This is a genomic window from Acidovorax sp. DMC1, assembly GCF_056314325.1.
The window spans coordinates 197,960-218,722 of sequence record NZ_JBQUYO010000003.1; the positions used below are offsets into that span (position 1 = coordinate 197,960).

19 protein-coding genes are annotated in these 20,763 nt (G+C 64.1%); 11 read left to right on the forward strand and 8 right to left on the reverse strand.

The genetic code is table 11. The features are described 5' to 3' along the window. Positions 1 to 141: 141 nt before the first annotated feature. From ACT531_RS08230 to ACT531_RS08245, 4 genes are all read right to left on the reverse strand, one after another. Positions 142 to 1,536 carry an alpha/beta fold hydrolase gene (locus ACT531_RS08230; protein ID WP_476017110.1) on the reverse strand — a complete coding sequence of 465 codons (1,395 nt, stop codon included), beginning with the start codon at positions 1,534 to 1,536 and terminating at the stop codon, positions 142 to 144. An 88-nt stretch (positions 1,537 to 1,624) separates the two neighbouring features. After that, a complete protein-coding gene (locus ACT531_RS08235; protein WP_476017111.1) occupies positions 1,625 to 2,740 on the reverse strand; it encodes an acyl-CoA dehydrogenase family protein in 1,116 nt (371 codons plus the stop codon). A 24-nt stretch (positions 2,741 to 2,764) separates the two neighbouring features. After that, entirely contained in the window at positions 2,765 to 3,946 is a 1,182-nt protein-coding gene (locus ACT531_RS08240) for an acyl-CoA dehydrogenase family protein (RefSeq protein WP_409889158.1), read from the reverse strand. 45 nt (positions 3,947 to 3,991) lie between these two features. After that, positions 3,992 to 4,705 carry a YceH family protein gene (locus ACT531_RS08245; protein ID WP_476017112.1) on the reverse strand — a complete coding sequence of 238 codons (714 nt, stop codon included), beginning with the start codon at positions 4,703 to 4,705 and terminating at the stop codon, positions 3,992 to 3,994. Positions 4,706 to 4,729: 24 nt separating this feature from the next. Here ACT531_RS08245 and purN point away from each other — a divergent pair, with 24 nt between their 5' ends. Continuing rightward, on the forward strand, positions 4,730 to 5,311 hold the full coding sequence (purN, locus tag ACT531_RS08250) for a phosphoribosylglycinamide formyltransferase (RefSeq protein WP_476017113.1): 582 nt from the start codon (positions 4,730 to 4,732) through the stop codon (positions 5,309 to 5,311). Between the two features lie 90 nt (positions 5,312 to 5,401). Here the strand turns inward: purN and ACT531_RS08255 are convergent, their stop codons facing one another. Further along, positions 5,402 to 5,656: a DUF1653 domain-containing protein gene (locus ACT531_RS08255; protein ID WP_015013082.1), complete on the reverse strand. Its 255-nt coding sequence runs from the start codon at positions 5,654 to 5,656 to the stop codon at positions 5,402 to 5,404. A 66-nt stretch (positions 5,657 to 5,722) separates the two neighbouring features. Between ACT531_RS08255 and ACT531_RS08260 the strand changes: the two genes are divergently transcribed. The 3 genes from ACT531_RS08260 (at position 5,723) to ACT531_RS08270 (ending at position 10,300) form a co-directional block, all read left to right on the forward strand. Beyond that, on the forward strand, positions 5,723 to 7,576 hold the full coding sequence (locus ACT531_RS08260; RefSeq protein WP_476017114.1) for a M48 family metalloprotease: 1,854 nt from the start codon (positions 5,723 to 5,725) through the stop codon (positions 7,574 to 7,576). A 103-nt stretch (positions 7,577 to 7,679) separates the two neighbouring features. Further along, a complete protein-coding gene (locus ACT531_RS08265; protein ID WP_476017115.1) occupies positions 7,680 to 8,954 on the forward strand; it encodes an RsmB/NOP family class I SAM-dependent RNA methyltransferase in 1,275 nt (424 codons plus the stop codon). Positions 8,955 to 9,085: 131 nt separating this feature from the next. Continuing rightward, positions 9,086 to 10,300 carry a DesA family fatty acid desaturase gene (locus tag ACT531_RS08270; RefSeq protein WP_476017116.1) on the forward strand — a complete coding sequence of 405 codons (1,215 nt, stop codon included), beginning with the start codon at positions 9,086 to 9,088 and terminating at the stop codon, positions 10,298 to 10,300. A 234-nt stretch (positions 10,301 to 10,534) separates the two neighbouring features. Here ACT531_RS08270 and rpmG read toward each other — a convergent pair whose 3' ends face one another. The 3 genes from rpmG to trxB form a co-directional block, all read right to left on the reverse strand. Then, positions 10,535 to 10,705 (reverse strand): 50S ribosomal protein L33, encoded by a 171-nt coding sequence (gene rpmG / locus ACT531_RS08275; RefSeq protein ID WP_005797189.1) that lies wholly within the window; start codon positions 10,703 to 10,705, stop codon positions 10,535 to 10,537. Between the two features lie 11 nt (positions 10,706 to 10,716). After that, positions 10,717 to 10,950: a 50S ribosomal protein L28 gene (gene rpmB / locus ACT531_RS08280; RefSeq protein ID WP_015013086.1), complete on the reverse strand. Its 234-nt coding sequence runs from the start codon at positions 10,948 to 10,950 to the stop codon at positions 10,717 to 10,719. Positions 10,951 to 11,219: 269 nt separating this feature from the next. Then, entirely contained in the window at positions 11,220 to 12,173 is a 954-nt protein-coding gene (trxB, locus tag ACT531_RS08285; RefSeq protein ID WP_015013087.1) for a thioredoxin-disulfide reductase, read from the reverse strand. A 186-nt stretch (positions 12,174 to 12,359) separates the two neighbouring features. On the opposite strand from trxB, the gene ACT531_RS08290 reads away from it, so the two are divergent. From ACT531_RS08290 to ACT531_RS08320, 7 genes are all read left to right on the forward strand, one after another. Next, the gene (locus ACT531_RS08290) at positions 12,360 to 13,037 is read left to right on the forward strand and encodes a Crp/Fnr family transcriptional regulator (RefSeq protein WP_476017117.1); all 678 of its coding nucleotides are present in this window, start codon (positions 12,360 to 12,362) and stop codon (positions 13,035 to 13,037) included. Between the two features lie 75 nt (positions 13,038 to 13,112). Further along, the gene (locus ACT531_RS08295; protein WP_060986905.1) at positions 13,113 to 15,449 is read left to right on the forward strand and encodes a DNA translocase FtsK; all 2,337 of its coding nucleotides are present in this window, start codon (positions 13,113 to 13,115) and stop codon (positions 15,447 to 15,449) included. Positions 15,450 to 15,492: 43 nt separating this feature from the next. After that, the gene (gene lolA, locus ACT531_RS08300) at positions 15,493 to 16,125 is read left to right on the forward strand and encodes an outer membrane lipoprotein periplasmic chaperone LolA (RefSeq protein WP_476017118.1); all 633 of its coding nucleotides are present in this window, start codon (positions 15,493 to 15,495) and stop codon (positions 16,123 to 16,125) included. A gap of 94 nt (positions 16,126 to 16,219) precedes the next feature. Further along, on the forward strand, positions 16,220 to 17,575 hold the full coding sequence (locus tag ACT531_RS08305) for a replication-associated recombination protein A (RefSeq protein ID WP_476017119.1): 1,356 nt from the start codon (positions 16,220 to 16,222) through the stop codon (positions 17,573 to 17,575). 360 nt (positions 17,576 to 17,935) lie between these two features. Then, positions 17,936 to 18,865, forward strand: coding sequence for a branched-chain amino acid ABC transporter permease (locus ACT531_RS08310; protein ID WP_015013095.1), 930 nt, complete (start codon positions 17,936 to 17,938; stop codon positions 18,863 to 18,865). A 13-nt stretch (positions 18,866 to 18,878) separates the two neighbouring features. Beyond that, positions 18,879 to 19,955, forward strand: a complete 1,077-nt coding sequence (locus tag ACT531_RS08315; RefSeq protein ID WP_015013096.1) for an ABC transporter permease subunit — start codon at positions 18,879 to 18,881, stop codon at positions 19,953 to 19,955. Between the two features lie 25 nt (positions 19,956 to 19,980). Then, positions 19,981 to 20,763, forward strand: a complete 783-nt coding sequence (locus tag ACT531_RS08320) for an ABC transporter ATP-binding protein (protein ID WP_015013097.1) — start codon at positions 19,981 to 19,983, stop codon at positions 20,761 to 20,763.

The window sequence follows — 20,763 nt, forward strand, 5'->3', positions numbered from 1 at the left end:
AATACGACCCTTCTGGCGTCGTTGCTCCGTCTTGCCGTACTAGGCGTACTGTCTGCGACGGAGCGGCTAGCCATAAGGGCCGTCTTGACCCCTCTTGGGGGGTGCTGAGAAGAATGTGGATACTGCCCAGCGCCCTGTTCTTCAATACGTCAATTCCAAAAACACCAGGTGGCCGCTGGCCGCAGGCCAAGTCTGCCCCACCAAGCGCTCGCCATTGAACTCTGCCGCAATAGCGCGCACGCCACCGGCTGGCTTGACCTTGGCCGAGGCCACGCCGGCCCCTGCGGGCACCCCAGCAGGCACTGCGCCGTCCAGCAGCATCTTGTCGCGCGCCGGGTCCAGGTAGCCGCGCGGGCGGGTCAGGGTCACGACGCTGTCGGCACCCTTGTCGGCATCGGCCATGCGTTCTGCGCGCAGATGGATGAGGTCGCTGCTGCGCGGGAAGCCACTGCGGTAGATGTGGGTGGTGGCGTAGCCCGGCGCTGTGATCACGAACTCGACGGGTGCGCCCGGCGAAACCGCCAGCGGACCCCATTGGCCGTCTGCACCCACCGTTTTGCGCAGCAGCGGGTTGCCTTTGCGGGCGCCGGTGGCAGGGTCGGTGGCGTACACCTCCAGCTGTGCGCCCGCCAGCGGCAGGTTGTTGCTGAAGTTGCCGGTCTTGGGGTCGGCAGAATCCACGCCCAGGCCCGTGACCTTGCCGTTCAGCACCACAGATTTTTCTGCAGCGATCTCGGTGCGTGTTGGCGCCTTGCCGGTGATGAATCGGTAGGTGGCTTCAAACGCTGCCGGGGAGTACGACGTCTCGCGGTGGTCGATGCGCGGAATCACCACGTTGGTGGCGCCCTTGAGTTCGGGGCCTGCGGCGGTCACGTTGGTGGCCGTGCCTTTCTGGCCGATCCACAGGCCGTCGGGCTGGGCGAACTTGTCGTTGTTGTCCGAGCGGATGGTCATCCATTTCACCGGGCCGCTCACTTCGTCGCCCGCTGCGTTCTTGGGGGCGTTCAGTGCTTTGAGGAAGGGACCTGTGCCGGAAAATTCGTTGCCTTCACGGAACCCCGGGATCGCCCACACGCCGTGGTTGGGGGTGCCGCCAAGGATGGCGTGGCTCACGGTCTTGTCGCCGCCGCCGTTGTAGATGTAGTTGCGGATGGCGTTGCCCCCGCGCGAATTGCCCACCAATACGACCTGGCTGGCGCCCGTGGCCTTGAGCACCTTGTCCACCTCGGCCTTCAGGTAGGCCATGTGCTCTGCGGCCGATGTGCGGCCTGCCTGGGGTTTTGCATCCTCATCGCGCGACAGCGGGTAGGGCACGTCGATGGCGTGCAGGCGCTCGCGGGGCCAGCCGTTCGATTCGAACCGCCACACGGTGGTTTGCCACAGCGCAGCGGTGTCGCCGTTGCCGTGCACAAAGACGATGGGCGGTGCCTCGGCCGGGCTGGGGCTTTGGGTGGCGCAGCCAGCCAGGGCGAGGGTGGTCGCCGCAGCGGTGGCCAGCAGGAGAGATCGGCGTTGCAGCCAGAGTATGTTGTTCATGAAGCTGTCTCCAGAAAGAAAAAATGCCCGTGGACCAGTGAATCCACGAGCATCGTTGATGGCTGTGACGCGCCTGCGTCAGTGACCGTCAGGCAAACACGCCTGCGGTGTCTTGCATGCGGGCGGACACTTCACCCAGGTGGTGCAGTGTGTCGCCAAAGGTCACTTCCAGCTGCGTGAGCTTCTTGAAGTAGTGGCTCACGATGTATTCGTCCGTCACGCCGATACCACCGTGCAGCTGCACAGCCTGCTGGCCCACAAAGCGCATCGACTGGCCCAGCTGCACCTTGGCGCGGGCCATGGCGGCGCGGCGTTCTTCGGCAGGGGCGCCGAGCTTGAGGCTTGCGTAGTAGCTCATCGAGCGGGCCAGCTCCAGCTGCATCTTCATGTCGGCCACGCGGTGGCGCAGCGCCTGGAAGCTGGAGATGAACACGCCGAACTGCTTGCGCTGGTTCATGTATTCGACGGTGATGGCCACGGTCTTGTCCATCACGCCCACGGCTTCGGCGCAGGCGGCGGCGATGCCGGTGTCCACGGCCAGCTCCAGCGCAGCCAGGCCGTCGGTGGTGATGAGCGTGGCGGGGGCGTTGGCCAGGTGCACTTCGGCGGCGCGGCTGCCGTCTTGCGTGACGTAGCCTTGCGTGGTCACGCCGCTCGCAGCGCGTTCGACGAGGAAGAGGGCGATCTTGCCGTCCAGTTGTGCGGGCACGATGAAGGCGTCCGCCTTGTCACCCGCAGGTACTACGCTTTTGATAGCTGTTACCGCATATCCTGATTGCGCTTTAGCTGCTTTTGCTTCACAAACATCCAGGCGGTAGCGCGCCTTGCGCTCCTGTTGGGCCAGCACCACCAGGGCTTCGCCACTGGCCACGCGGGGCAGCCAGGCACCTTGCACGTCGGCGGGGGCGTAGTGCGACAGCACGCTGCTGGCGATGAAGGCCTGGGCGATGGGCTCCAGCACGATGCCACGGCCCAGTTCTTCGGCCACTACCATCGCGTCGATGGCGCCCTGGCCCATGCCGTCGTGCGCTTCGGGCACGGTGAGGGCCGTGAGGCCCAGCTCGGCCAGTTCGTTCCAGGCGGTGCGGTCAAAACCGCCGGCGGCCACGGCCGCGCGACGGCGCTCAAAGGTGTAGCCCTTGTCCACCCACTTGCGCACGGCGTCGCGCAGTTGTTCCTGGTCGTCAGAAAAATCGAAATCCATGTTCTTGTCTCCTGGAACTTGAGATCAGCCGAGGACGGTCTGAGCCACGATGTTGCGCTGCACTTCGTTGGAGCCACCATAGATGGTGGTCTTGCGCAGGTTGAAGTAGGTGGATGCCAGCGGTGCGTTGGCGGTGACGCCGCCGGGGAAGTTGCCTTGCCAGCCGGCCTCCATGGCCTCTTCGATGAAGGGCATGGCAAAGGGGCCTGCGGCCAGCATCATTAGCTCGGCGTAGCGCTGCTGGATTTCGCTGCCCTTGATCTTGAGCAGGCCGGCGATGTCCAGCGAGTTCTTGCCCGACTTCTCGGCCGACAGCACGCGCAGCACCAGCATTTCCAGAGCCACGATGTCGACTTCGAGCAGGGCGATCTGGTCGCGGAAGCGCAGGTCGTCCCACACGCCTTCGGTCTTGGCGATGCGCTTGAGGCGCTCCAGCTCGCGCTTGCTGCGGTTCACGTCGGCGATGTTGGTGCGCTCGTGGCTCAGCAGGTGCTTGGCGTAGGTCCAGCCCTTGTTCTCTTCACCGATCAGGTTCTCGGCGGGCACTTCGACGTTGTCGAAGAACACTTCGTTTACTTCGCACTCGCCGTCCAGCAGCTTGATGGGGCGCACGGTGACGCCCTTGGACTTCATGTCCACCAGCAGGAAAGAGATGCCGGTCTGGGGCTTGCCCTCGGTGCTGGTGCGCACAAGGTTGAACATCCAGTCGCCGTGCTGGCCCAGGGTCGTCCAGGTCTTTTGGCCGTTGACGATGTACTTGTCGCCCACGCGCTCAGCGCGGGTTTTGACGCTGGCCAGGTCCGAGCCCGAACCGGGTTCGCTGTAGCCCTGGCTCCACCAGACTTCGCCGCTGGCGATGCCGGGCAAAAAGCGCTTTTGCTGCTCCGCATTGCCAAACGCCATGATCACCGGGGCCACCATCACCGGGCCGAACGGCACGATACGTGGCGCGCCTGCCAGGGCGCATTCCTCTTCGAACAAATGCTTTTGCACGGCCGTCCAGCCGGGGCCACCGAACTCCTTGGGCCAGCCAAAGCCCAACCAGCCCTTTTTGCCCAGGATCTTGGCCCAGCCCTGCATGTCTTCGCGGGTCAGGCGCAGGGCGTTGTGCACCTTGTGCGAAATGTCCTTGGGCAGGTTGGCGTGAACCCAGGCGCGAATCTCTTCGCGAAACGCCTGTTCTTCGGGGGTAAATGCGAGATCCATCGGTTTGTCTCCAAGTGATCCGCATTTGTAGCACGGTCGTTCGTTTTATTCCTGTCCGGGTGGCGACATTGGACTGAACTCAGGGGAAATCTCAGGGGAAATGCCCAGCTCGGCGCATAGCCGCTGCACGGTATTGCGCAGGCTTGCCACCTCAGCCTCCAGGGCGTCCACGCGGGCCTGCAGGGCTGGCGATGGGCTGGCGCCCGACCCGCCTGCGGGTGCATGGCTGGCGGAGGTATCCACCGGCCCGCACAGCAGGTGCGCCCAGCGCTGCTCGCGGGCGCCGGGCGCGCGGGGCAGCTGCACGACCAGCGGGCCACCCTTTTCGGCGCTGCGCTCCTGCAGCTCGTCCAGAAACGCCTCGACAGAGGAGATGTCCGCAAACCGGTACCAGCGCTCTGCGTTGATGCGCAACTCGCCGGCGGTCTGCGGGCCGCGCAGCATCAGCAGGCCCAGCAGCACGGCCGACTGCTCGGGCACGCCCACGCCGCGCTGAAAGTTGTGCTCCCAGCGTGTGGTGCGATTGCCGCTGCTCTCAAACGCCAGCGTCAGCAGCTTGAGCGAATCCAGCGCCTCCTGCGCCTCGGTGTCGCTCAGGGTCATCACCGGGTCGCGGCTGGTTTTCTGATTGCAGCCGGTGACCAGGCCATTGAGCGACATGGGGTAGCTGTCGGGGACGGTGCGCGCCTTTTCCATCAGGGTGGCCAGCACGCGGGCTTCGTTGGGGGTAAGGGGGCGGGTCGCAGGATCAAAAGGCATGGCTGGGATAATCCGGGGCAATTTATGAAGAACATCGTCATTCTGATCTCTGGCGGCGGCTCCAACATGGCCACCATCGTCCGCACGGCCCAACAGGAGCACTGGGAGCAGCGCTACGGCGCCCGCGTGGCGGCCGTCATCAGCAACAAACCGGACGCCGCCGGGCTGGTGTTTGCGCGCGAGCAGGACATAGTGGCGGAGGCGCTGGACCACAAGGCTTTTGCCAGCCGCGAGGCGTTCGATGCCGAGCTGGCCGCCACCATCGACCGACATCAGCCAGCGCTGGTGGTGCTGGCAGGGTTCATGCGCATCCTGACGCCCGCATTTGTGGCGCACTACGCGGGGCGGCTCATCAACATCCACCCCTCGCTGCTGCCCGCCTTTACCGGGCTGCACACGCACCAGCGCGCCATCGATGCGGGCTGCAAGTTTGCGGGCGTGACGGTGCACCAGGTGACGGCCGAGCTGGATGTGGGGCCCATCCTGGACCAGGCCGTGGTGCCAGTGCTGCCGGATGACACGGCCGAGACGCTGGCCGCCCGGGTGCTGACCCAGGAGCATGTGATTTACCCGCGCGCCGTACGGGCGCTAATTCAAACGCTGTAGCTAACACCCGGCTGCAGCGATCTGATTGCTATTGAAAATATAGCGTAGAGCGCTTTTCGGACGAGCACCGAAGCCGCTTTTGGGTGCCAGCTATACGGGCGCCGTCCCCTCTGCGCATTTCTGGAAGCGGGGCTGCAGCACCCCGTCGATCAGTACCTGCTCCTCAAACATGGCGGCGGGCCGCACCCACAAGCCACGCTGGCCGTACAGCGCGCGGTACAGCGTCATGGGTTCCAGCGTTTCGCTGTGGCGCACGGTGTCGATCACTTCATAGAGCATGCCCTTGTAGTGGCGGTACAGGCCGGGTGGCGTGCGGATGAGTTCGGGCAGGTCGTCGTCGGTCATGGTGCTGCGGTGGCGTGAATGGTTAGGATGGCGGCTTAAAAAAATTAACCAGAGTGAGGGAAGTCCGTGGACCAGGCAGATTTTGTGCACATGGTGCGCATGAGCGAGCATGCCAGCGCCGACAACAGCCGTGCGTACCGCCGCAGTGTGGCTGCGTTTGCGGCGTTGGGTTATGCCTGGGTGCTGGGGTGTCTGGCGCTCGCTGTGGGTATTTTGTTGTGGGTGGTGCCCCAGTTGCTCCATGGGCGCTTTCGGCTGGCGATGGTTTGGGCTTTGCTGGGGGCCGGAGGTCTGCTGTGGGTCAGCCTGCGTGCGCTGTGGGTGCGGTTTGATGCGCCGGAGGGGGTGGAAATTACCGCGCTGGACGCGCCTGACCTGTTTGAAGCCCTGGCGCGCATCCGCCGCAAGATCAAGGGCCCGCCCATTCACAAGGTCACGTTGACCGACGAGTTCAATGCCAGCATCCAACAGTTGCCGCGTTACGGCCTGCTGGGTGGGGCGGTCAATCACCTGAGCATTGGCCTGCCCCTGCTGATGGCGCTGGACCGGCCGCGCTTCTTGGCGGTGCTGGCGCACGAGTACGGCCATCTGCGGGGCGACCACGGTCGCTTTGCGGCCTGGATCTACCGCACCCGCCTGTCGTGGATGCGCCTGAATCACAGCCTGGCCGACGATGAGGGGCCGGTGGCTGCCGCCACGCAGCTGTTCATGCGCTGGTACTTTCCACGGTTTTCGGCCAAGACCTTTGCACTGGCCCGCCAGGATGAATACGAGGCCGACCGCATCGCCGGCAAGCTGCTGGGCCGCGATGTGACCGCTGCGGCCTTGGCCGAGATCGAGATCCGGGGCGCGTGGCTGCAGGCGGAGTTCTGGGGCAACCACTGGTGTGCAGCGGCGGGTAACCCGTTGCCAGTAGGCCCGTACCGCAGCATGCGCCGCGCCCTGGCCAAGGCGCCCGATGCCGCCTTTGCCAATGACGCCCTGCGCCAGGCGCTCAAGCGCCTGAGCAATCTGGACGACACCCACCCCAGCCTGCGCGACCGCATCGAGGCACTGGACGCCACGCCCACCCTGCCGGAATGGTCGCGCGGCAACGCGCTGGCCCTGCTGGGCCCGGACACCAAACGCTGGGTGGCGCATTTCGACAAGCAATGGTGCCGCGACAACGCCAGCGAATGGAAGCAGCACCACGCCTGGCTGGGGCGTGTGCGCTCACGCGCCGAGGCCCTGGGTGCATCGACGGCACAGAGCAGCGCTGCGGACCTTGTGGAACTGGCCCGCCTCAAGCGCCATCTGGACCCACATGCCGATGTGCGCGCCCTGTACGAGCTGGCACTGCAGCGCAGCCCCGAATACCCTGCCGCGCTGCGCGGGCTGGTGCCATGCCTGGCGGAGGAGGATCGGGAGGGCAAGCTGCAGCTGCTGCACCGCCTGTGGGAGACGGGCAGCAGCGACCGCTACTGGGCCGCGCGCACGGCATTGGCCGAGCTGGAGACCCCACGCCTGGGGCTGGACCACGATGCGGCCGCTTTCAAGCAGTGGCGCAAGCGGCTGGAGCGCGCGCAAGAATCCGAAGAACGGGCCTGGGAAGAGCTGTCGGGCACCTCGTTCTTCAGCCAGATCGTGCGGCATGACCTCAGCTCGTTCGAGCTGGCCGAGCTGCAGTCTGAGCTGGTCCGCTGCGCACCGCTGGCGCGCTGCTGGCTGGTGCGCAAGAACCTGCGCGAATACCCCCAGCGCAGGGCCTACCTGGTGTTTGTCGAGCTGCCAGGCATGGACGATGAAAGCCGCTACCACCTGTGCCGCGCGCTGGAGCGCAACCTGAGCCTGCCGGGCCCCGCGCTGGTGCTGTGGGCGGGGGAGTCGCCGACCCTGCAGCAGATCGAGCGCTCGGCGTTCGAGCCGATCTACAGCCGCTGACGACCTTGCCGTGCATGGAGCGGCTTGTTCGTTGACTTGCGGCTGTCGGTCTGGGCGGGTAAGGGGACATCGGTAGCGTAGCGGGGAATGGGACAATCGCAGAATGCATCCCAAAGTTCTTCTCGACGCCTGCGCCGAACTGGTCAGGCTCACCCTCACGTTTGAACACCCCGCCGACGCGGTGGTGTCACGATTCTTCCGCGACAACCGGGGCCTGGGGCCGCGCGAGCGCGCCACGCTGGCGGAAACGGTCTACACCGTGCTGCGTAAAAAGCTGCTGTTCGACCACATGGCCCCCTCGGGCTCGGGGCCCAAGGAGCGCCGTCTGGCCATCCTGGGGTTTCATGGTCCGCGTGATTTTCTCAAGAGTGCCCTGACCGAGCAGGAAAAAAAATGGCTCGACCAGTGCGATGCGGTCACGGTGGACGACTTGATGGAGCGCCATCGCCACAACCTGCCTGAATGGCTGGTCAAACCCCTCAAGGACCAATTGGGCGACGGTTTCTGGCCGCTGGTGGAAAGCCTGGCGCAGAGCGCACCGCTGGATCTGCGTGTCAATGCACTCAAGGACAAGCGCGCCGACGTGCAAAAGGAGCTGGCCAAGGCGGGCATCAAGGCGCATCCCACGCCGTATTCACCCTGGGGCCTGCGCATTGACGACAAGCCTGCGCTGACCAAGCTGGACGCCTTCACACGCGGCGCTATCGAGGTGCAGGACGAGGGTTCCCAACTGCTGGCACTGCTGCTGGATGCCAAGCGCGGCGAGATGGTGGTGGATTTTTGTGCCGGGGCCGGGGGCAAAACCCTGGCCATTGGCGCCAGCATGCGCAATACCGGGCGTTTGTACGCTTTTGATGTGTCGGGCCACCGGCTGGATGCGCTGAAACCCCGCCTCGCCCGCAGCGGCCTGTCGAACGTGCACCCCGCCGCCATCGCCCATGAGCGTGATGACCGCGTCAAGCGTCTGGCTGGCAAGATCGACCGCGTGTTGGTGGACGCGCCCTGTTCGGGTCTGGGCACCTTGCGGCGAAATCCGGACCTCAAATGGCGCCAGTCGCCCAAGGCCGTCGAGGAACTGGTGGCCAAGCAGACGTCCATCCTGGACAGCGCGGCCCGCCTGCTCAAGCCGGGCGGCCGCTTGGTGTACGCCACTTGCAGCATCCTGCCGCAAGAAAACGAGGCCATTGCCGAGGCGTTCAGTGCCGCCCATCCGGACTTCCAGTTGTTGGACGCCAGCGAGCTGCTGGAGCAACTCAAGGTCGAAGGCGCCAAGGGTTTGTGCAGTGGCGGTGCATCGGGCAGTAGTTATTTGCGCCTGTGGCCCCATCTGCACCAGACTGACGGATTCTTTGCGGCCATCTGGGCCAAGAAGGACTGAAATGCTGGGTGTAGGGCTCTAAACCAGCGTAAACACGCTGGATTTCCCTGATCCTTTCAGAGGCAGGCCCTCTAAAATGAAATAGCTGCTTCGTTGGTGAGCAGGTTCTCTGTAGTAAGGTTTTTGTGAATATGCTGTTACCCGACTGGGCTGTACTGAACGCCGCCATTGACTGGCTTGGAAATGGGTTGTGGAACCTGGCCTGGTGGCAGATCGTGTTGTACACCCTCGCCACGACCCACATCACCATCGCAGCGGTCACGATCTTTCTGCACCGCGCCCAGGCCCACCGCGCGCTGGACCTGCATGCCATTCCTTCGCATTTCTTCCGCTTCTGGCTGTGGATTGGGACCGGCATGGTCACCAAGGAATGGGTGGCCATCCACCGCAAGCATCACGCCAAATGCGAAACCGTGGACGACCCGCACAGCCCCCAGACCCGTGGGCTGGACACCGTGATGTGGCGCGGCGCCGAGCTGTACCGCGCCGAGTCCAAGAACATGGAAACGATCAAGAAGTTCGGTCACGGCACGCCCGATGACTGGATGGAGCGCAATGTTTACACCCGCTACGGCTGGCAAGGCGTGGGCCTAATGCTCATTCTGGACCTAGCCCTGTTCGGCGCCCTGGGCGCGGCAGTGTGGGCGGTGCAGATGCTCTGGATTCCGTTCTGGGCCGCCGGTGTGGTCAATGGCGTGGGTCACTACTGGGGCTACCGCAACTTTGAGGCGCAGGACGCCAGCACCAATTTGTCCCCCTGGGGCATCATCATCGGTGGCGAAGAGCTGCACAACAACCACCACACGTACCCCACATCGGCCAAGTTCTCGGTCAAGCCCTATGAGTTCGACATTGGCTGGGTGTACATCAGCCTCATGAAGAAAATCGGCTGGGCTACGGTGAAGAAGGTGCCGCCCAAGCTGCAATTGGGCGATGTGAAGCCCGTGGCCGACGAAAAGACTTTGGAAGCCTTGATCGCCAACCGCTACGAAGTGATGGCTGGCTATGCACGCGGCGTGCGGCAGGCTTGCAGGGACGAGATTGCCGCGCTGCAGGCGCGTCAGGCCGATGTGTCGGTGCTCAAGGCGGCCAAGCGCTGGCTGCACCGCGATGCCGAGAAGGTGCCAGCGGGCGCCTTGTCGCAGTTGGCGCAGGCCCGTGCGGCATCACCGACGCTCGACAAGATGGTGACCATGCGTGAAGAGCTGCGTCAGCTGTGGTTGAACACCTCCCAGTCCCGCGAGCAGCTGACTGCTGACCTGCAAGCCTGGTGCCGCCGTGCGGAAGAAAGCGGTGTGGCGGCTCTGCGAGAGTTCTCCATCCGACTGCGCGCTGCGCGTGCCTGACCAGATGTTCTCAGGACGTTGAGGGGCTGGCTACAGGTCCGGGCACCTCAGGCGCACCTCCCAACAAACCGCTGTAAGGACTTGTGCCTGCAGCGGTTTTTTGTTGGCTTCAGCGGAGAAGGAAGGAGCGCGGCGGGGATGCCGCCAGGCTGTACGCAAAGACCTGCATGCCCATGAAAAAAGCCGCCGGGCTGGACGCCGGGCGGCTTTTGGGAAGACCAGAAAGAGGCTGAATTACTTCAGCTTCATTTCCTTGTATTCCACGTGCTTGCGAGCCTTGGGATCAAACTTCATGATCGCCATCTTCTCGGGCATGGTCTTCTTGTTCTTGGTGGTGGTGTAGAAGTGGCCGGTACCCGCAGTGGATTCCAGCTTGATCTTGTCGCGTCCGCCTTTGCTTGCCATGGTGCTACTCCTTAAGCCTGGCCACGGGCACGCAGGTCTGCGAGCACCGAGTCGATACCGTTCTTGTCGATCAAACGCAGGGCAGCGCTCGAAACACGCAGGCGCACCCAACGGTTTTCGCTCTCAACCCAGAAACGGCGGTATTGCAGGTTCGGCAGGAACCGGCGCTTGGTTTTGTTGTTGGCGTGGGAAACGTTGTTCCCAGTCATGGGCTTCTTGCCCGTTACGTCGCAGACGCGTGCCATGAGGACACTCCGATACTGTATTAACGGCCGTTCGCTGAGCCCTGGGCGTTTGATTTGCTCAAGTTTGCTTGCGGCCTCACCTCGCCAGAAAGGGTGGCGGTAACCCGATTCGCCGGTTTCGGATGACCGCAAAAAACGGGCCGAATTCAGCAAAGCCACAGATTATAGCCTGCAGCTCGATTTTTGTCGACGGGCCGCCCCAAGACAAAAAAGCCCCCTTGGGGGGCAGCGACCCGCGCAGCTGCGGAGCGTGGGGGGCTTGCTCGTGATCAAGCTTCTTGTTCAAGGAAGCGCTGCGCGTCCAGCGCGGCCATGCAGCCGGTCCCGGCGCTGGTGATGGCCTGGCGGTAAACGTGGTCCTGCACGTCGCCCGCGGCGAACACGCCGGGCACGCTGGTCTGCGTGGCAAAACCCTTGAGTCCGCCCTGGGTGATGATGTAGCCGTTTTCCATCTCCAGCTGGCCCTGGAAGATTTCGGTGTTGGGCGCATGGCCGATGGCGATGAAGCAGCCCTGCAGCTTGATGTCTTGCGTGCTGCCGTCCTGGGTGCTCTTGATGCGGATGCCTGTCACGCCCGTGTTGTCGCCCAGCACCTCGTCCAGGGTGTGGAACAGTTTGAGCTCGATCTTGCCCGCTGCGACCTTCTCATGGAGCTTGTCCACCAGGATGGGCTCGGCCTTGAACTTGTCGCGGCGGTGCACCAGGGTGACCTTGCGGGCGATGTTAGACAGGTACAGCGCTTCCTCCACGGCGGTATTGCCGCCACCCACCACGCAAACGTCCTGGTCGCGGTAGAAGAAACCGTCGCAGGTGGCGCAGCCGGACACGCCCTTGCCCATGAAAGCTTCTTCCGACGGCAGGCCCAGGTATTTGGCCGATGCGCCGGTGGCCAGGATCAGTGCGTCACAGGTGTAGGTGCCGCTGTCGCCCGTCAGGGTGAAGGGGCGCTTGCTGAAATCGACCTTGTTGATGTGGTCGAAGATGATCTGGGTCTTGAAGCGCTCCGCGTGCTCCAAAAAGCGCTGCATCAGGTCCGGGCCCTGCACGCCGTGCACATCGGCGGGCCAGTTGTCCACCTCGGTCGTGGTCATCAGCTGGCCGCCTTGGGCCATGCCGGTGATCAGCACCGGGTTCAGGTTGGCGCGCGCTGCATAAACCGCTGCGGTGTAGCCCGCAGGGCCAGAGCCCAGGATCAGAACTTTCGCGTGTTGGGTGGTGGACATGGTAAAAGCCTGTGTTTTGCGCCCGCTACATGGGGCGCTGTTGGGAAAGCTGGGGGTCGAGCCGCCGAGTATCAACCGGCGTCCGCTCGCACGAGTGGCCCCGTTTTCAATCACCGCGATTGTAAGAACCCATTGATAACCCGTTGCGGCTCCGGTTGGGTCGCACCCCTGAAAGGAGATGTTTGCATGTCCACGATGTTGTCCAACCTCGACCTGCTGCGCCGGGTGCCCTTGTTTTCGCTGCTGACGGTGGCGCAGGCGGAGGTGATCAGCGGCGCGGTGATCAAGCGCCGCTTCAAGCGGGGCGAAGCGCTGGTGGAACAGGGGCAAAAGTCCAATGCCTTGTTTATCCTGCTCACTGGCCGCGCCCGGGTCATGACCTCGGACAGCCGGGGGCGCGAGGTGATTCTGGCCACGCTGGCTCAGGGCGACTACCTGGGCGAGATGAGCATCATCGACAACGAACCCCATTCGGCCACCGTGCGTGCCGAGGTGCAGACCGACGTGCTGATGCTGGGGCGTGCAGAGTTTGCGCGCTGCCTGACGGAAAACGCCTCCATGTCGCTGGTGGTGATGCGCGGGCTGGTCAAGCGCTTGCGCCATGCCGATCGCAAGATTGAGTCACTCGCGTTACTGGATGTGTACGGCCGGGTCGCCCACGCCTTGCTGGACTTTGCGGTCGCCGATGTACAAGGGCAACTGCTCATCAAGGAAAAAATCTCGCGCCAGGACCTGGCCAAGATGGTGGGCGCGTCCCGCGAGATGGTGAGCCGGGTGATGAAAGACCTGGAGGAGCGCGGCTTCATTGAAGCGTTGCCCAATGGGGCCACCTTGCTCAAGGACCGGCTGAACGCCTTGGGCTGAAAGTGGGGTGGCAGACCCTCAGTGCCGGGTGCCGCGCCCGGCGCAATGCATGCGGTAAGCTCACCCCGCACGTTTATGACCTATTCCCTCAATACCCTGAATGCATCGGCGGCAGCCAAGTCGCCGCCCCGCACGGGCGCTGCCCGTTTTGGCCACGAAATCGCCCTGGTGGTGGGCTTGCTGGCCCTGGTTTTCTGGCTGCTGGCGCTGGTCAGCTATTCGGCGCAGGACGCGGCCTGGTCCACCTCCGGCGCCCGCGACGTGCGCTCTGTCGCCAACTGGGCGGGGCGTTTTGGTGCCTGGCTGGCCGATGGCAGCTACTTTGCGCTGGGCTTTTCGGTGTGGTGGTGCGTGGCGGCTGGTGTGCGCGCCTGGCTGTCGTCGCTGGCACGCTGGATGCGTGGGGGCGAAGTGGTGGCCGGTGCTGCCAGCCCCCTGGTGCGCCGGGCCACGTTCTGGGGTGGACTGGTGGTGCTGATGTGCTCCAGCACGGCGCTGGAGTGGTCGCGGCTGTACCGGTTTGAAACCTTCCTGCCTGGTCACGCTGGGGGCGTGCTGGGTTATGTGGTGGGGCCAGCCAGTGTGAAGTGGCTGGGTTTCACAGGCTCTGGGTTGCTGGCCATCGTGCTGGCGGTGGCGGGCGCAGCGCTGGTGTTCCGCTTCTCGTGGGGCCATGTGGCGGAGTTTCTGGGCGGGCGCATTGATGCGCTGGTGCAGTCTCGCCTGGCCAAACGCGAGGTGGCCAAGGACGTCGCCGTGGGCCGCAAGGCCGCCCGCGAGCGCGAGGTGGTGGTGCTCGAAGAGCGCACCGAAAGCGAAGTGCACCACCCCGAACCCGTGCAGATCATTGAGCCGGTGCTGGTCGATGTGCCGCAAAGCACCCGCGTGGTGAAGGAGCGCCAGAAGCCCCTCTTCACTGACATGCCGGACAGCAAGCTCCCGTTGGTGGATTTGCTCGACAGCCCACAGCAGCGCCAGGAGACCGTGGCGCCCGAGACGCTGGAGATGACCAGCCGCCTCATCGAGAAAAAGCTCAAGGACTTTGGCGTGGAGGTGCGCGTGGTGGCCGCCATGCCCGGCCCGGTGATCACCCGCTACGAGATCGAGCCCGCCACAGGCGTCAAGGGCTCGCAGATCGTGGGCCTGGCCAAGGACCTGGCTCGCTCGCTCAGCCTGGTGTCTATCCGTGTGATCGAGACCATTCCGGGCAAGAACTACATGGCGCTGGAGCTGCCCAACGCCAAGCGCCAGTCCATCCGCCTGTCTGAGATCCTGGGTTCGCAGGTCTACCACGAGGCCAAGAGCATGCTCACCATGGGCCTGGGCAAGGACATCGTGGGCAACCCGGTGGTGGCTGATCTGGCCAAGATGCCGCACGTGCTGGTGGCTGGTACCACGGGCTCGGGCAAGTCGGTGGGGATCAACGCCATGATCCTCTCGCTGCTCTACAAGGCCGAGGCACGCGATGTGCGCCTTTTGATGATCGACCCCAAGATGCTGGAAATGTCGGTCTACGAAGGCATTCCGCACCTGCTGGCGCCCGTGGTCACTGACATGAAGCAGGCGGCGCACGGCCTGAACTGGTGTGTGGCCGAGATGGAGCGCCGCTACAAGCTCATGTCCAAGCTGGGCGTGCGCAATCTGGCGGGCTACAACACCAAGATCGACGAGGCCAAGGCGCGCGAAGAGTTCATCTACAACCCCTTCAGCCTGACGCCCGAAGAGCCCGAGCCGCTGCAGCGCCTGCCACACATTGTGGTCATCATCGACGAGCTGGCCGACCTGATGATGGTGGTGGGCAAGAAGATCGAGGAGCTGATCGCGCGCCTGGCGCAGAAGGCGCGGGCGGCCGGCATTCACCTGATCCTGGCCACCCAGCGCCCCAGCGTGGACGTGATCACCGGCCTGATCAAGGCCAACATTCCCACCCGCATTGCGTTCTCGGTGGGCTCCAAGATCGACAGCCGCACCATCCTCGACCAGATGGGCGCCGAGGCCCTGCTGGGCATGGGCGACATGCTCTACATGGCCAGCGGCACGGGCCTGCCGATCCGGGTGCACGGTGCCTTCGTGTCGGACGAAGAAGTACACCGTGTCGTCAGTTACCTCAAGGAACAAGGGGAGCCGGACTACATAGAAGGCGTGCTCGAAGGCGGAACTGTGGATGGCGAGGGCGATCTGTCAGGGGAAGGCGGCGGTGGTGAAGGCGGCGAGAAGGACCCCATGTACGACCAGGCCGTCGAAGTGGTGCTCAAGGACCGCAAGGCGAGCATCTCGTACGTGCAGCGCAAGCTGCGCATTGGCTACAACCGCTCGGCGCGGCTGCTGGAAGACATGGAAAAAGCCGGTCTGGTCAGCGCCCTCACGGCCAGCGGCCAGCGTGAAGTGCTGGTGCCCAACCGCAGCGAGTGACCGGCTGGACCGCAAGGCCGGTCCCCCCTTACAGGAGTTCGTGTTGAAAAAGATCGCTACTGCAATTTTGATAGCTGCTGCGGCAAGCGTGGCTAGCGCTGACGGGCTGAAAAGCCTGGAATCCTTCATGAAGGGCACGCAGACGGGCAGGGCCGACTTCACGCAGACCGTGACATCGCCGACCAAGGACGGCCAGGCCGCGCGCACCAAGACGTCGAGTGGCAGCTTCGAGTTCCAGCGTCCCGGGCGCTTCAAGTTCGTCTACAAGAAGCCTTTCGAGCAGACCATCGTGGCCGACGGCCAGACGTTGTGGCTGTACGACGTGGACCTGAATCAGGTCACGCAGCGCTCGCAGTCGCAGGCGCTGGGCAGCACGCCCGCTGCACTGCTGGCGTCCGCGCCGGATTTGTCGGCGCTGAAGGCCGATTTCACGCTGGAGGCCGCCCCCGACGCCGATGGTTTGCAGTGGGTGCTGGCCAGCCCCAAGACCAAGGACGGCCAGCTCAAGAGCGTGCGCGTGGGCTTTGCGGGCGAGCAACTGGCGGCGCTCGACATCCTGGACAGCTTTGGTCAGCGCTCGCTGATCCGCTTCAACGGCATGCAGGCCAATGCAGCCTTGCCCGCCAGCACCTTCCAGTTCAAGCCTCCGGCTGGGGCTGATGTGGTGAAGCAATAGATTGCTCCTAAAAATGTAGCTGTCAGCGCATGATTTGTAGGCGCTAGAGGCCTATCTGGCTTGAAAATCAGCCTACTGTAGACAGGACACGACCATGGCAGCACGCAGTGCCTCCGCCCCTTCTTCGGCGCACCCATCCAGCCACCAGCCCCTGGCCGAGCGCCTGCGGCCCCGCGCGCTGGGCGAGGTGATCGGCCAGCAGCATGTGCTGGGCCCGGGCATGCCGCTGCGGCTCGCGTTTGAGTCGGGCCGTCCGCACAGTTGCATCCTGTGGGGCCCGCCGGGCGTGGGCAAGACCACCATTGCGCGGCTCATGGCCGACGCGTTTGATGCGCAGTTCATCAGCATCAGCGCCGTGTTGGGCGGGGTCAAGGACATCCGCGAAGCGGTGGAGCAGGCCCAGGCCGCGCGCGACGGGCTCATGCAGCAGCGCACCATCGTGTTTGTCGATGAAGTGCACCGCTTCAACAAAAGCCAACAGGACGCCTTCCTGCCGCACGTCGAATCGGGCCTGTTTACCTTCATCGGCGCCACCACCGAGAACCCTTCGTTTGAGGTCAACTCCGCGTTGCTGTCGCGCGCGGCAGTCTATGTGCTGCAGCCCTTGTCCGAAGGGGATTTGAAGCGAATTGTGGACCTGGCGCAGGCAGAACAAGCGCTGCCAGCTATTGAAAGCGTAGCAATCGACCGCCTGGTGGCCTACGCCGATGGCGACGCGCGCCGCTTGCTCAACACGCTGGAGACGCTGGCCATGGCGGCCGCGCAGGAGAAGCTCACCGAGATCACCGACGCGTGGCTGCTCAAGGTGCTGGGCGAGCGCATGCGCCGCTACGACAAGGGCGGCGAGCAGTTCTACGACACCATCAGCGCGCTGCACAAGTCGGTGCGCGGCTCCGACCCCGATGCCGCGCTGTACTGGCTGGTGCGCATGCTGGACGGCGGCGCCGACCCGCGCTACATGGCACGCCGGCTGGTGCGCATGGCGGCCGAAGACATTGGCCTGGCCGACCCCCGCGCGCTGCGCCTGGCGCTGGACGCGAGCGAGGTATACGAACGCCTGGGCAGCCCCGAGGGCGAGCTGGCGCTGGCCGAATGCGTGGTCTACTTGGCCGTCGCCCCCAAGTCCAACGCCGTCTACAAGGCCTACAACGCCGCTCGCGCCTGGGTCAAGCAGGACGGCACGCGCCCCGTGCCCATGCACCTGCGCAATGCGCCCACCAAGTTGATGAAAGAGCTCGACTACGGCAAGGGCTACCGCTACGCGCACGACGAAGAGGGCGGCTTTGCGGCAGGCGAAAACTATCTGCCCGAGGGCATGGCCGAGCCCGGCTTCTACCAGCCCGTGGAGCGGGGGCTGGAGATCAAGATCGCCCAGAAGATGCGGGATTTGCGAGAGCGCAATGTCGCCGCCGCCCACCCGGACGTGCAGGCGCCAGACACCGGCGTCTGATCGCGGGGCTGGCCTTTAGATCGCCCGGGAGTGGGGCGGCGCCTTTTCAGCCGAAGCTGCGTCCTTAAAAACCGCGTTATGCCGATTCGGCATGATCAAGGTAATAAGTTTGCACATCAATTATCTTGCGTGCATCAAAAATGCTTATGCAGTGCGTGGCGCGCTGATGTGATCAAAACCCGAGGGAAAACCCCGCCCGGCTTGGATTGGGGCGGTTGTGACTACTCGCTACAATCCCGTCCACAAACCCGCACAGCTGCATTCCTGGCGGGTTTTTTGCTAGATGGCAGTCGGGCCCACAAGGCTGTACCGATTCCGGTGCCAAAGCGGTGGGTACGTCACAAACGAAGGACTTCTCTTATGGACATTTTGCTGCAACAGATCATTAACGGTCTGGTACTCGGCAGCATGTACGCCTTGATAGCCTTGGGCTACACGATGGTGTACGGCATTATTCAACTCATCAATTTCGCCCACGGCGAGGTGCTCATGATCGGCGCCCTCACCAGCTGGAGCTGTATTGGAATGATGCAGGCCGCCATGCCGGGCGCGCCGGGCTGGACCATCCTGCTGCTGGCCACCATCATCGCGTGCGTGGTGGCTGCCACCCTCAACTACACCATCGAGAAGATTGCGTACAAGCCGCTGCGCAACAGCCCGCGCCTCGCACCCCTGATCACTGCCATCGGCATGTCGATCCTGCTGCAGACGCTGGCGATGATCATCTGGAAGCCCAACTACAAGCCGTATCCCACGCTGCTGCCAAGCACGCCGTTCCAGGTGGGCGGCGCCTTCATCACCCCCACGCAGATCCTGATCCTGGGTGTGACGGCGGTGGCCCTGGCTTCGCTGGTCTATCTGGTCAACCACACCAACCTGGGCCGCGCCATGCGCGCCACGGCGGAGAACCCCCGCGTGGCATCCCTGATGGGCGTGAAGCCCGACATGGTGATCTCGGCCACCTTCATCATCGGCGCCGTGCTGGCGGCCATCGCCGGCATGATGTACGCGTCCAACTACGGCACGGCACAACACACCATGGGCTTCCTGCCTGGCCTCAAGGCCTTCACGGCGGCGGTGTTTGGCGGCATTGGCAACCTGGCCGGCGCGGTGGTGGGCGGCATTCTGCTGGGCCTCATCGAAGCCATCGGCTCGGGTTACATCGGCACGCTCACGGGCGGTTTGCTGGGCAGCCACTACACCGACATCTTTGCGTTCATCGTGCTCATCATCATCCTGACGCTGCGTCCCTCGGGCCTGCTGGGTGAGCGTGTGGCCGATCGCGCCTGAGGAGCCTCACACCATGAAGAACACCAAAACCAACTGGATCATCGGCGCCGTGGCGCTGCTGGTGCTGCCGCTGATCCTGCAATCCTTCGGCAACGCCTGGGTGCGTATTGCCGACCTGGCCCTGCTGTACGTGCTGCTGGCCCTGGGCCTGAACATCGTGGTGGGCTACGCCGGCCTGCTGGACCTGGGCTACGTGGCGTTCTACGCCGTGGGTGCCTACCTGTTTGCCCTGATGGCTTCGCCACACTTGGCAGACAACTTTGCGGCGTTTGCCGCCATGTTCCCCAACGGGTTGCACACCTCGCTGTGGATCGTGATACCGGTAGCGGCGTTGTTAGCGGCGTTCTTTGGCGCCATGCTGGGGGCGCCCACGCTCAAGCTGCGCGGTGACTACCTGGCCATCGTGACGCTGGGCTTCGGCGAAATCATCCGCATCTTCCTGAACAACCTGGACCACCCCGTCAACCTGACCAACGGCCCCAAGGGCCTGGGCCAGATCGACTCGGTCAAGATCTTCGGCCTGGACCTGGGTAAACGCCTGGAACTGTTCGGCTTCGACATCAACTCCGTCACGCTGTACTACTACCTGTTCCTGGTGCTGGTGGTGGTCTCCATCGTGATCTGCTACCGCCTGCAGGACTCGCGCATCGGCCGCGCCTGGATGGCGATCCGTGAAGACGAAATCGCAGCCAAGGCCATGGGCATCAACACCCGCAACATGAAGCTGCTGGCCTTCGGCATGGGCGCTTCGTTCGGCGGCGTGTCGGGTGCGATGTTCGGTGCCTTCCAGGGCTTCGTGTCGCCCGAGTCCTTCAGCCTGATGGAGTCGGTCATGATCGTCGCCATGGTGGTGCTGGGCGGTATCGGCCACATCCCTGGCGTGATCCTGGGTGCCGTCCTGCTGTCGGCCCTGCCCGAAGTGCTGCGCTACGTGGCCGGCCCGCTGCAGGCCATGACGGACGGACGCCTGGACTCCGCCATCCTGCGCCAGCTGCTGATTGCCCTGGCGATGATCATCATCATGCTGATGCGCCCCCGCGGCCTGTGGCCGTCGCCTGAGCACGGCAAGAGCCTGACGCAGAAGACCTGAAGAAGAACACCACCGAAAGTTAGCAATGACAGAGAAATCCAATGAAGTGGTGCTGAAGGTCGCCGGTATCTCCAAGCGCTTCGGCGGCCTGCAGGCCCTGTCCGACGTGGGCATCACCATCCAGCGTGGCCAGGTGTATGGCCTGATCGGCCCCAACGGCGCGGGCAAGACCACGTTCTTCAACGTGATCACCGGCCTGTACACCCCCGACGCCGGGACGTTCGAGCTGGCCGGCAAGCCCTACGAGCCCACGGCCGTGCACGAAGTGGCCAAGGCCGGTATCGCCCGCACCTTCCAGAACATTCGCCTGTTTGCCGAAATGACGGCGCTCGAGAACGTGATGGTGGGCCGCCACATCCGTACCAAGTCCGGCCTGCTGGGCGCGGTGCTGCGCACCAAGGGCTTCAAGGAAGAAGAAGCCGCGATTGCCAAGCGTGCCCAGGAACTGCTGGACTACGTGGGCATCGGCAAGTTTGCCGACTACAAGGCGCGTACCCTGAGCTACGGCGACCAGCGTCGCCTGGAAATTGCCCGTGCGCTGGCCACCGACCCGCAGCTGATCGCGCTGGACGAGCCCGCCGCCGGCATGAACGCCACCGAGAAGGTGCAGCTGCGCGAGCTGATCGACCGCATCCGCAATGACAACCGCACCATCCTGCTCATCGAGCACGACGTGAAGCTGGTGATGGGCCTGTGCGACCGTGTGACGGTGCTCGACTACGGCAAGCAGATTGCCGAGGGCAACCCTGCCGAAGTGCAGAAGAACGAAAAAGTGATTGAGGCCTATCTGGGCACCGGAGGACATTGA

Excerpts from the sequence above, each read along its gene's own strand:
- ACT531_RS08270 (WP_476017116.1), top strand. The coding sequence starts at position 9,086 with ATGCTGTTACCCGACTGGGCTGTACTGAACGCCGCCATTGACTGGCTT.
- rpmB (WP_015013086.1), bottom strand. The coding sequence starts at position 10,950 with ATGGCACGCGTCTGCGACGTAACGGGCAAGAAGCCCATGACTGGGAAC.
- ACT531_RS08240 (WP_409889158.1), bottom strand. The coding sequence starts at position 3,946 with ATGGATCTCGCATTTACCCCCGAAGAACAGGCGTTTCGCGAAGAGATT.
- trxB (WP_015013087.1), bottom strand. The coding sequence starts at position 12,173 with ATGTCCACCACCCAACACGCGAAAGTTCTGATCCTGGGCTCTGGCCCT.
- ACT531_RS08295 (WP_060986905.1), top strand. The coding sequence starts at position 13,113 with ATGACCTATTCCCTCAATACCCTGAATGCATCGGCGGCAGCCAAGTCG.
- ACT531_RS08245 (WP_476017112.1), bottom strand. The coding sequence starts at position 4,705 with ATGCCTTTTGATCCTGCGACCCGCCCCCTTACCCCCAACGAAGCCCGC.
- ACT531_RS08290 (WP_476017117.1), top strand. The coding sequence starts at position 12,360 with ATGTCCACGATGTTGTCCAACCTCGACCTGCTGCGCCGGGTGCCCTTG.
- ACT531_RS08305 (WP_476017119.1), top strand. The coding sequence starts at position 16,220 with ATGGCAGCACGCAGTGCCTCCGCCCCTTCTTCGGCGCACCCATCCAGC.
- ACT531_RS08235 (WP_476017111.1), bottom strand. The coding sequence starts at position 2,740 with ATGGATTTCGATTTTTCTGACGACCAGGAACAACTGCGCGACGCCGTG.
- ACT531_RS08255 (WP_015013082.1), bottom strand. The coding sequence starts at position 5,656 with ATGACCGACGACGACCTGCCCGAACTCATCCGCACGCCACCCGGCCTG.
- ACT531_RS08265 (WP_476017115.1), top strand. The coding sequence starts at position 7,680 with ATGCATCCCAAAGTTCTTCTCGACGCCTGCGCCGAACTGGTCAGGCTC.
- ACT531_RS08230 (WP_476017110.1), bottom strand. The coding sequence starts at position 1,536 with ATGAACAACATACTCTGGCTGCAACGCCGATCTCTCCTGCTGGCCACC.
- ACT531_RS08320 (WP_015013097.1), top strand. The coding sequence starts at position 19,981 with ATGACAGAGAAATCCAATGAAGTGGTGCTGAAGGTCGCCGGTATCTCC.
- ACT531_RS08310 (WP_015013095.1), top strand. The coding sequence starts at position 17,936 with ATGGACATTTTGCTGCAACAGATCATTAACGGTCTGGTACTCGGCAGC.
- purN (WP_476017113.1), top strand. The coding sequence starts at position 4,730 with ATGAAGAACATCGTCATTCTGATCTCTGGCGGCGGCTCCAACATGGCC.
- rpmG (WP_005797189.1), bottom strand. The coding sequence starts at position 10,705 with ATGGCAAGCAAAGGCGGACGCGACAAGATCAAGCTGGAATCCACTGCG.
- ACT531_RS08315 (WP_015013096.1), top strand. The coding sequence starts at position 18,879 with ATGAAGAACACCAAAACCAACTGGATCATCGGCGCCGTGGCGCTGCTG.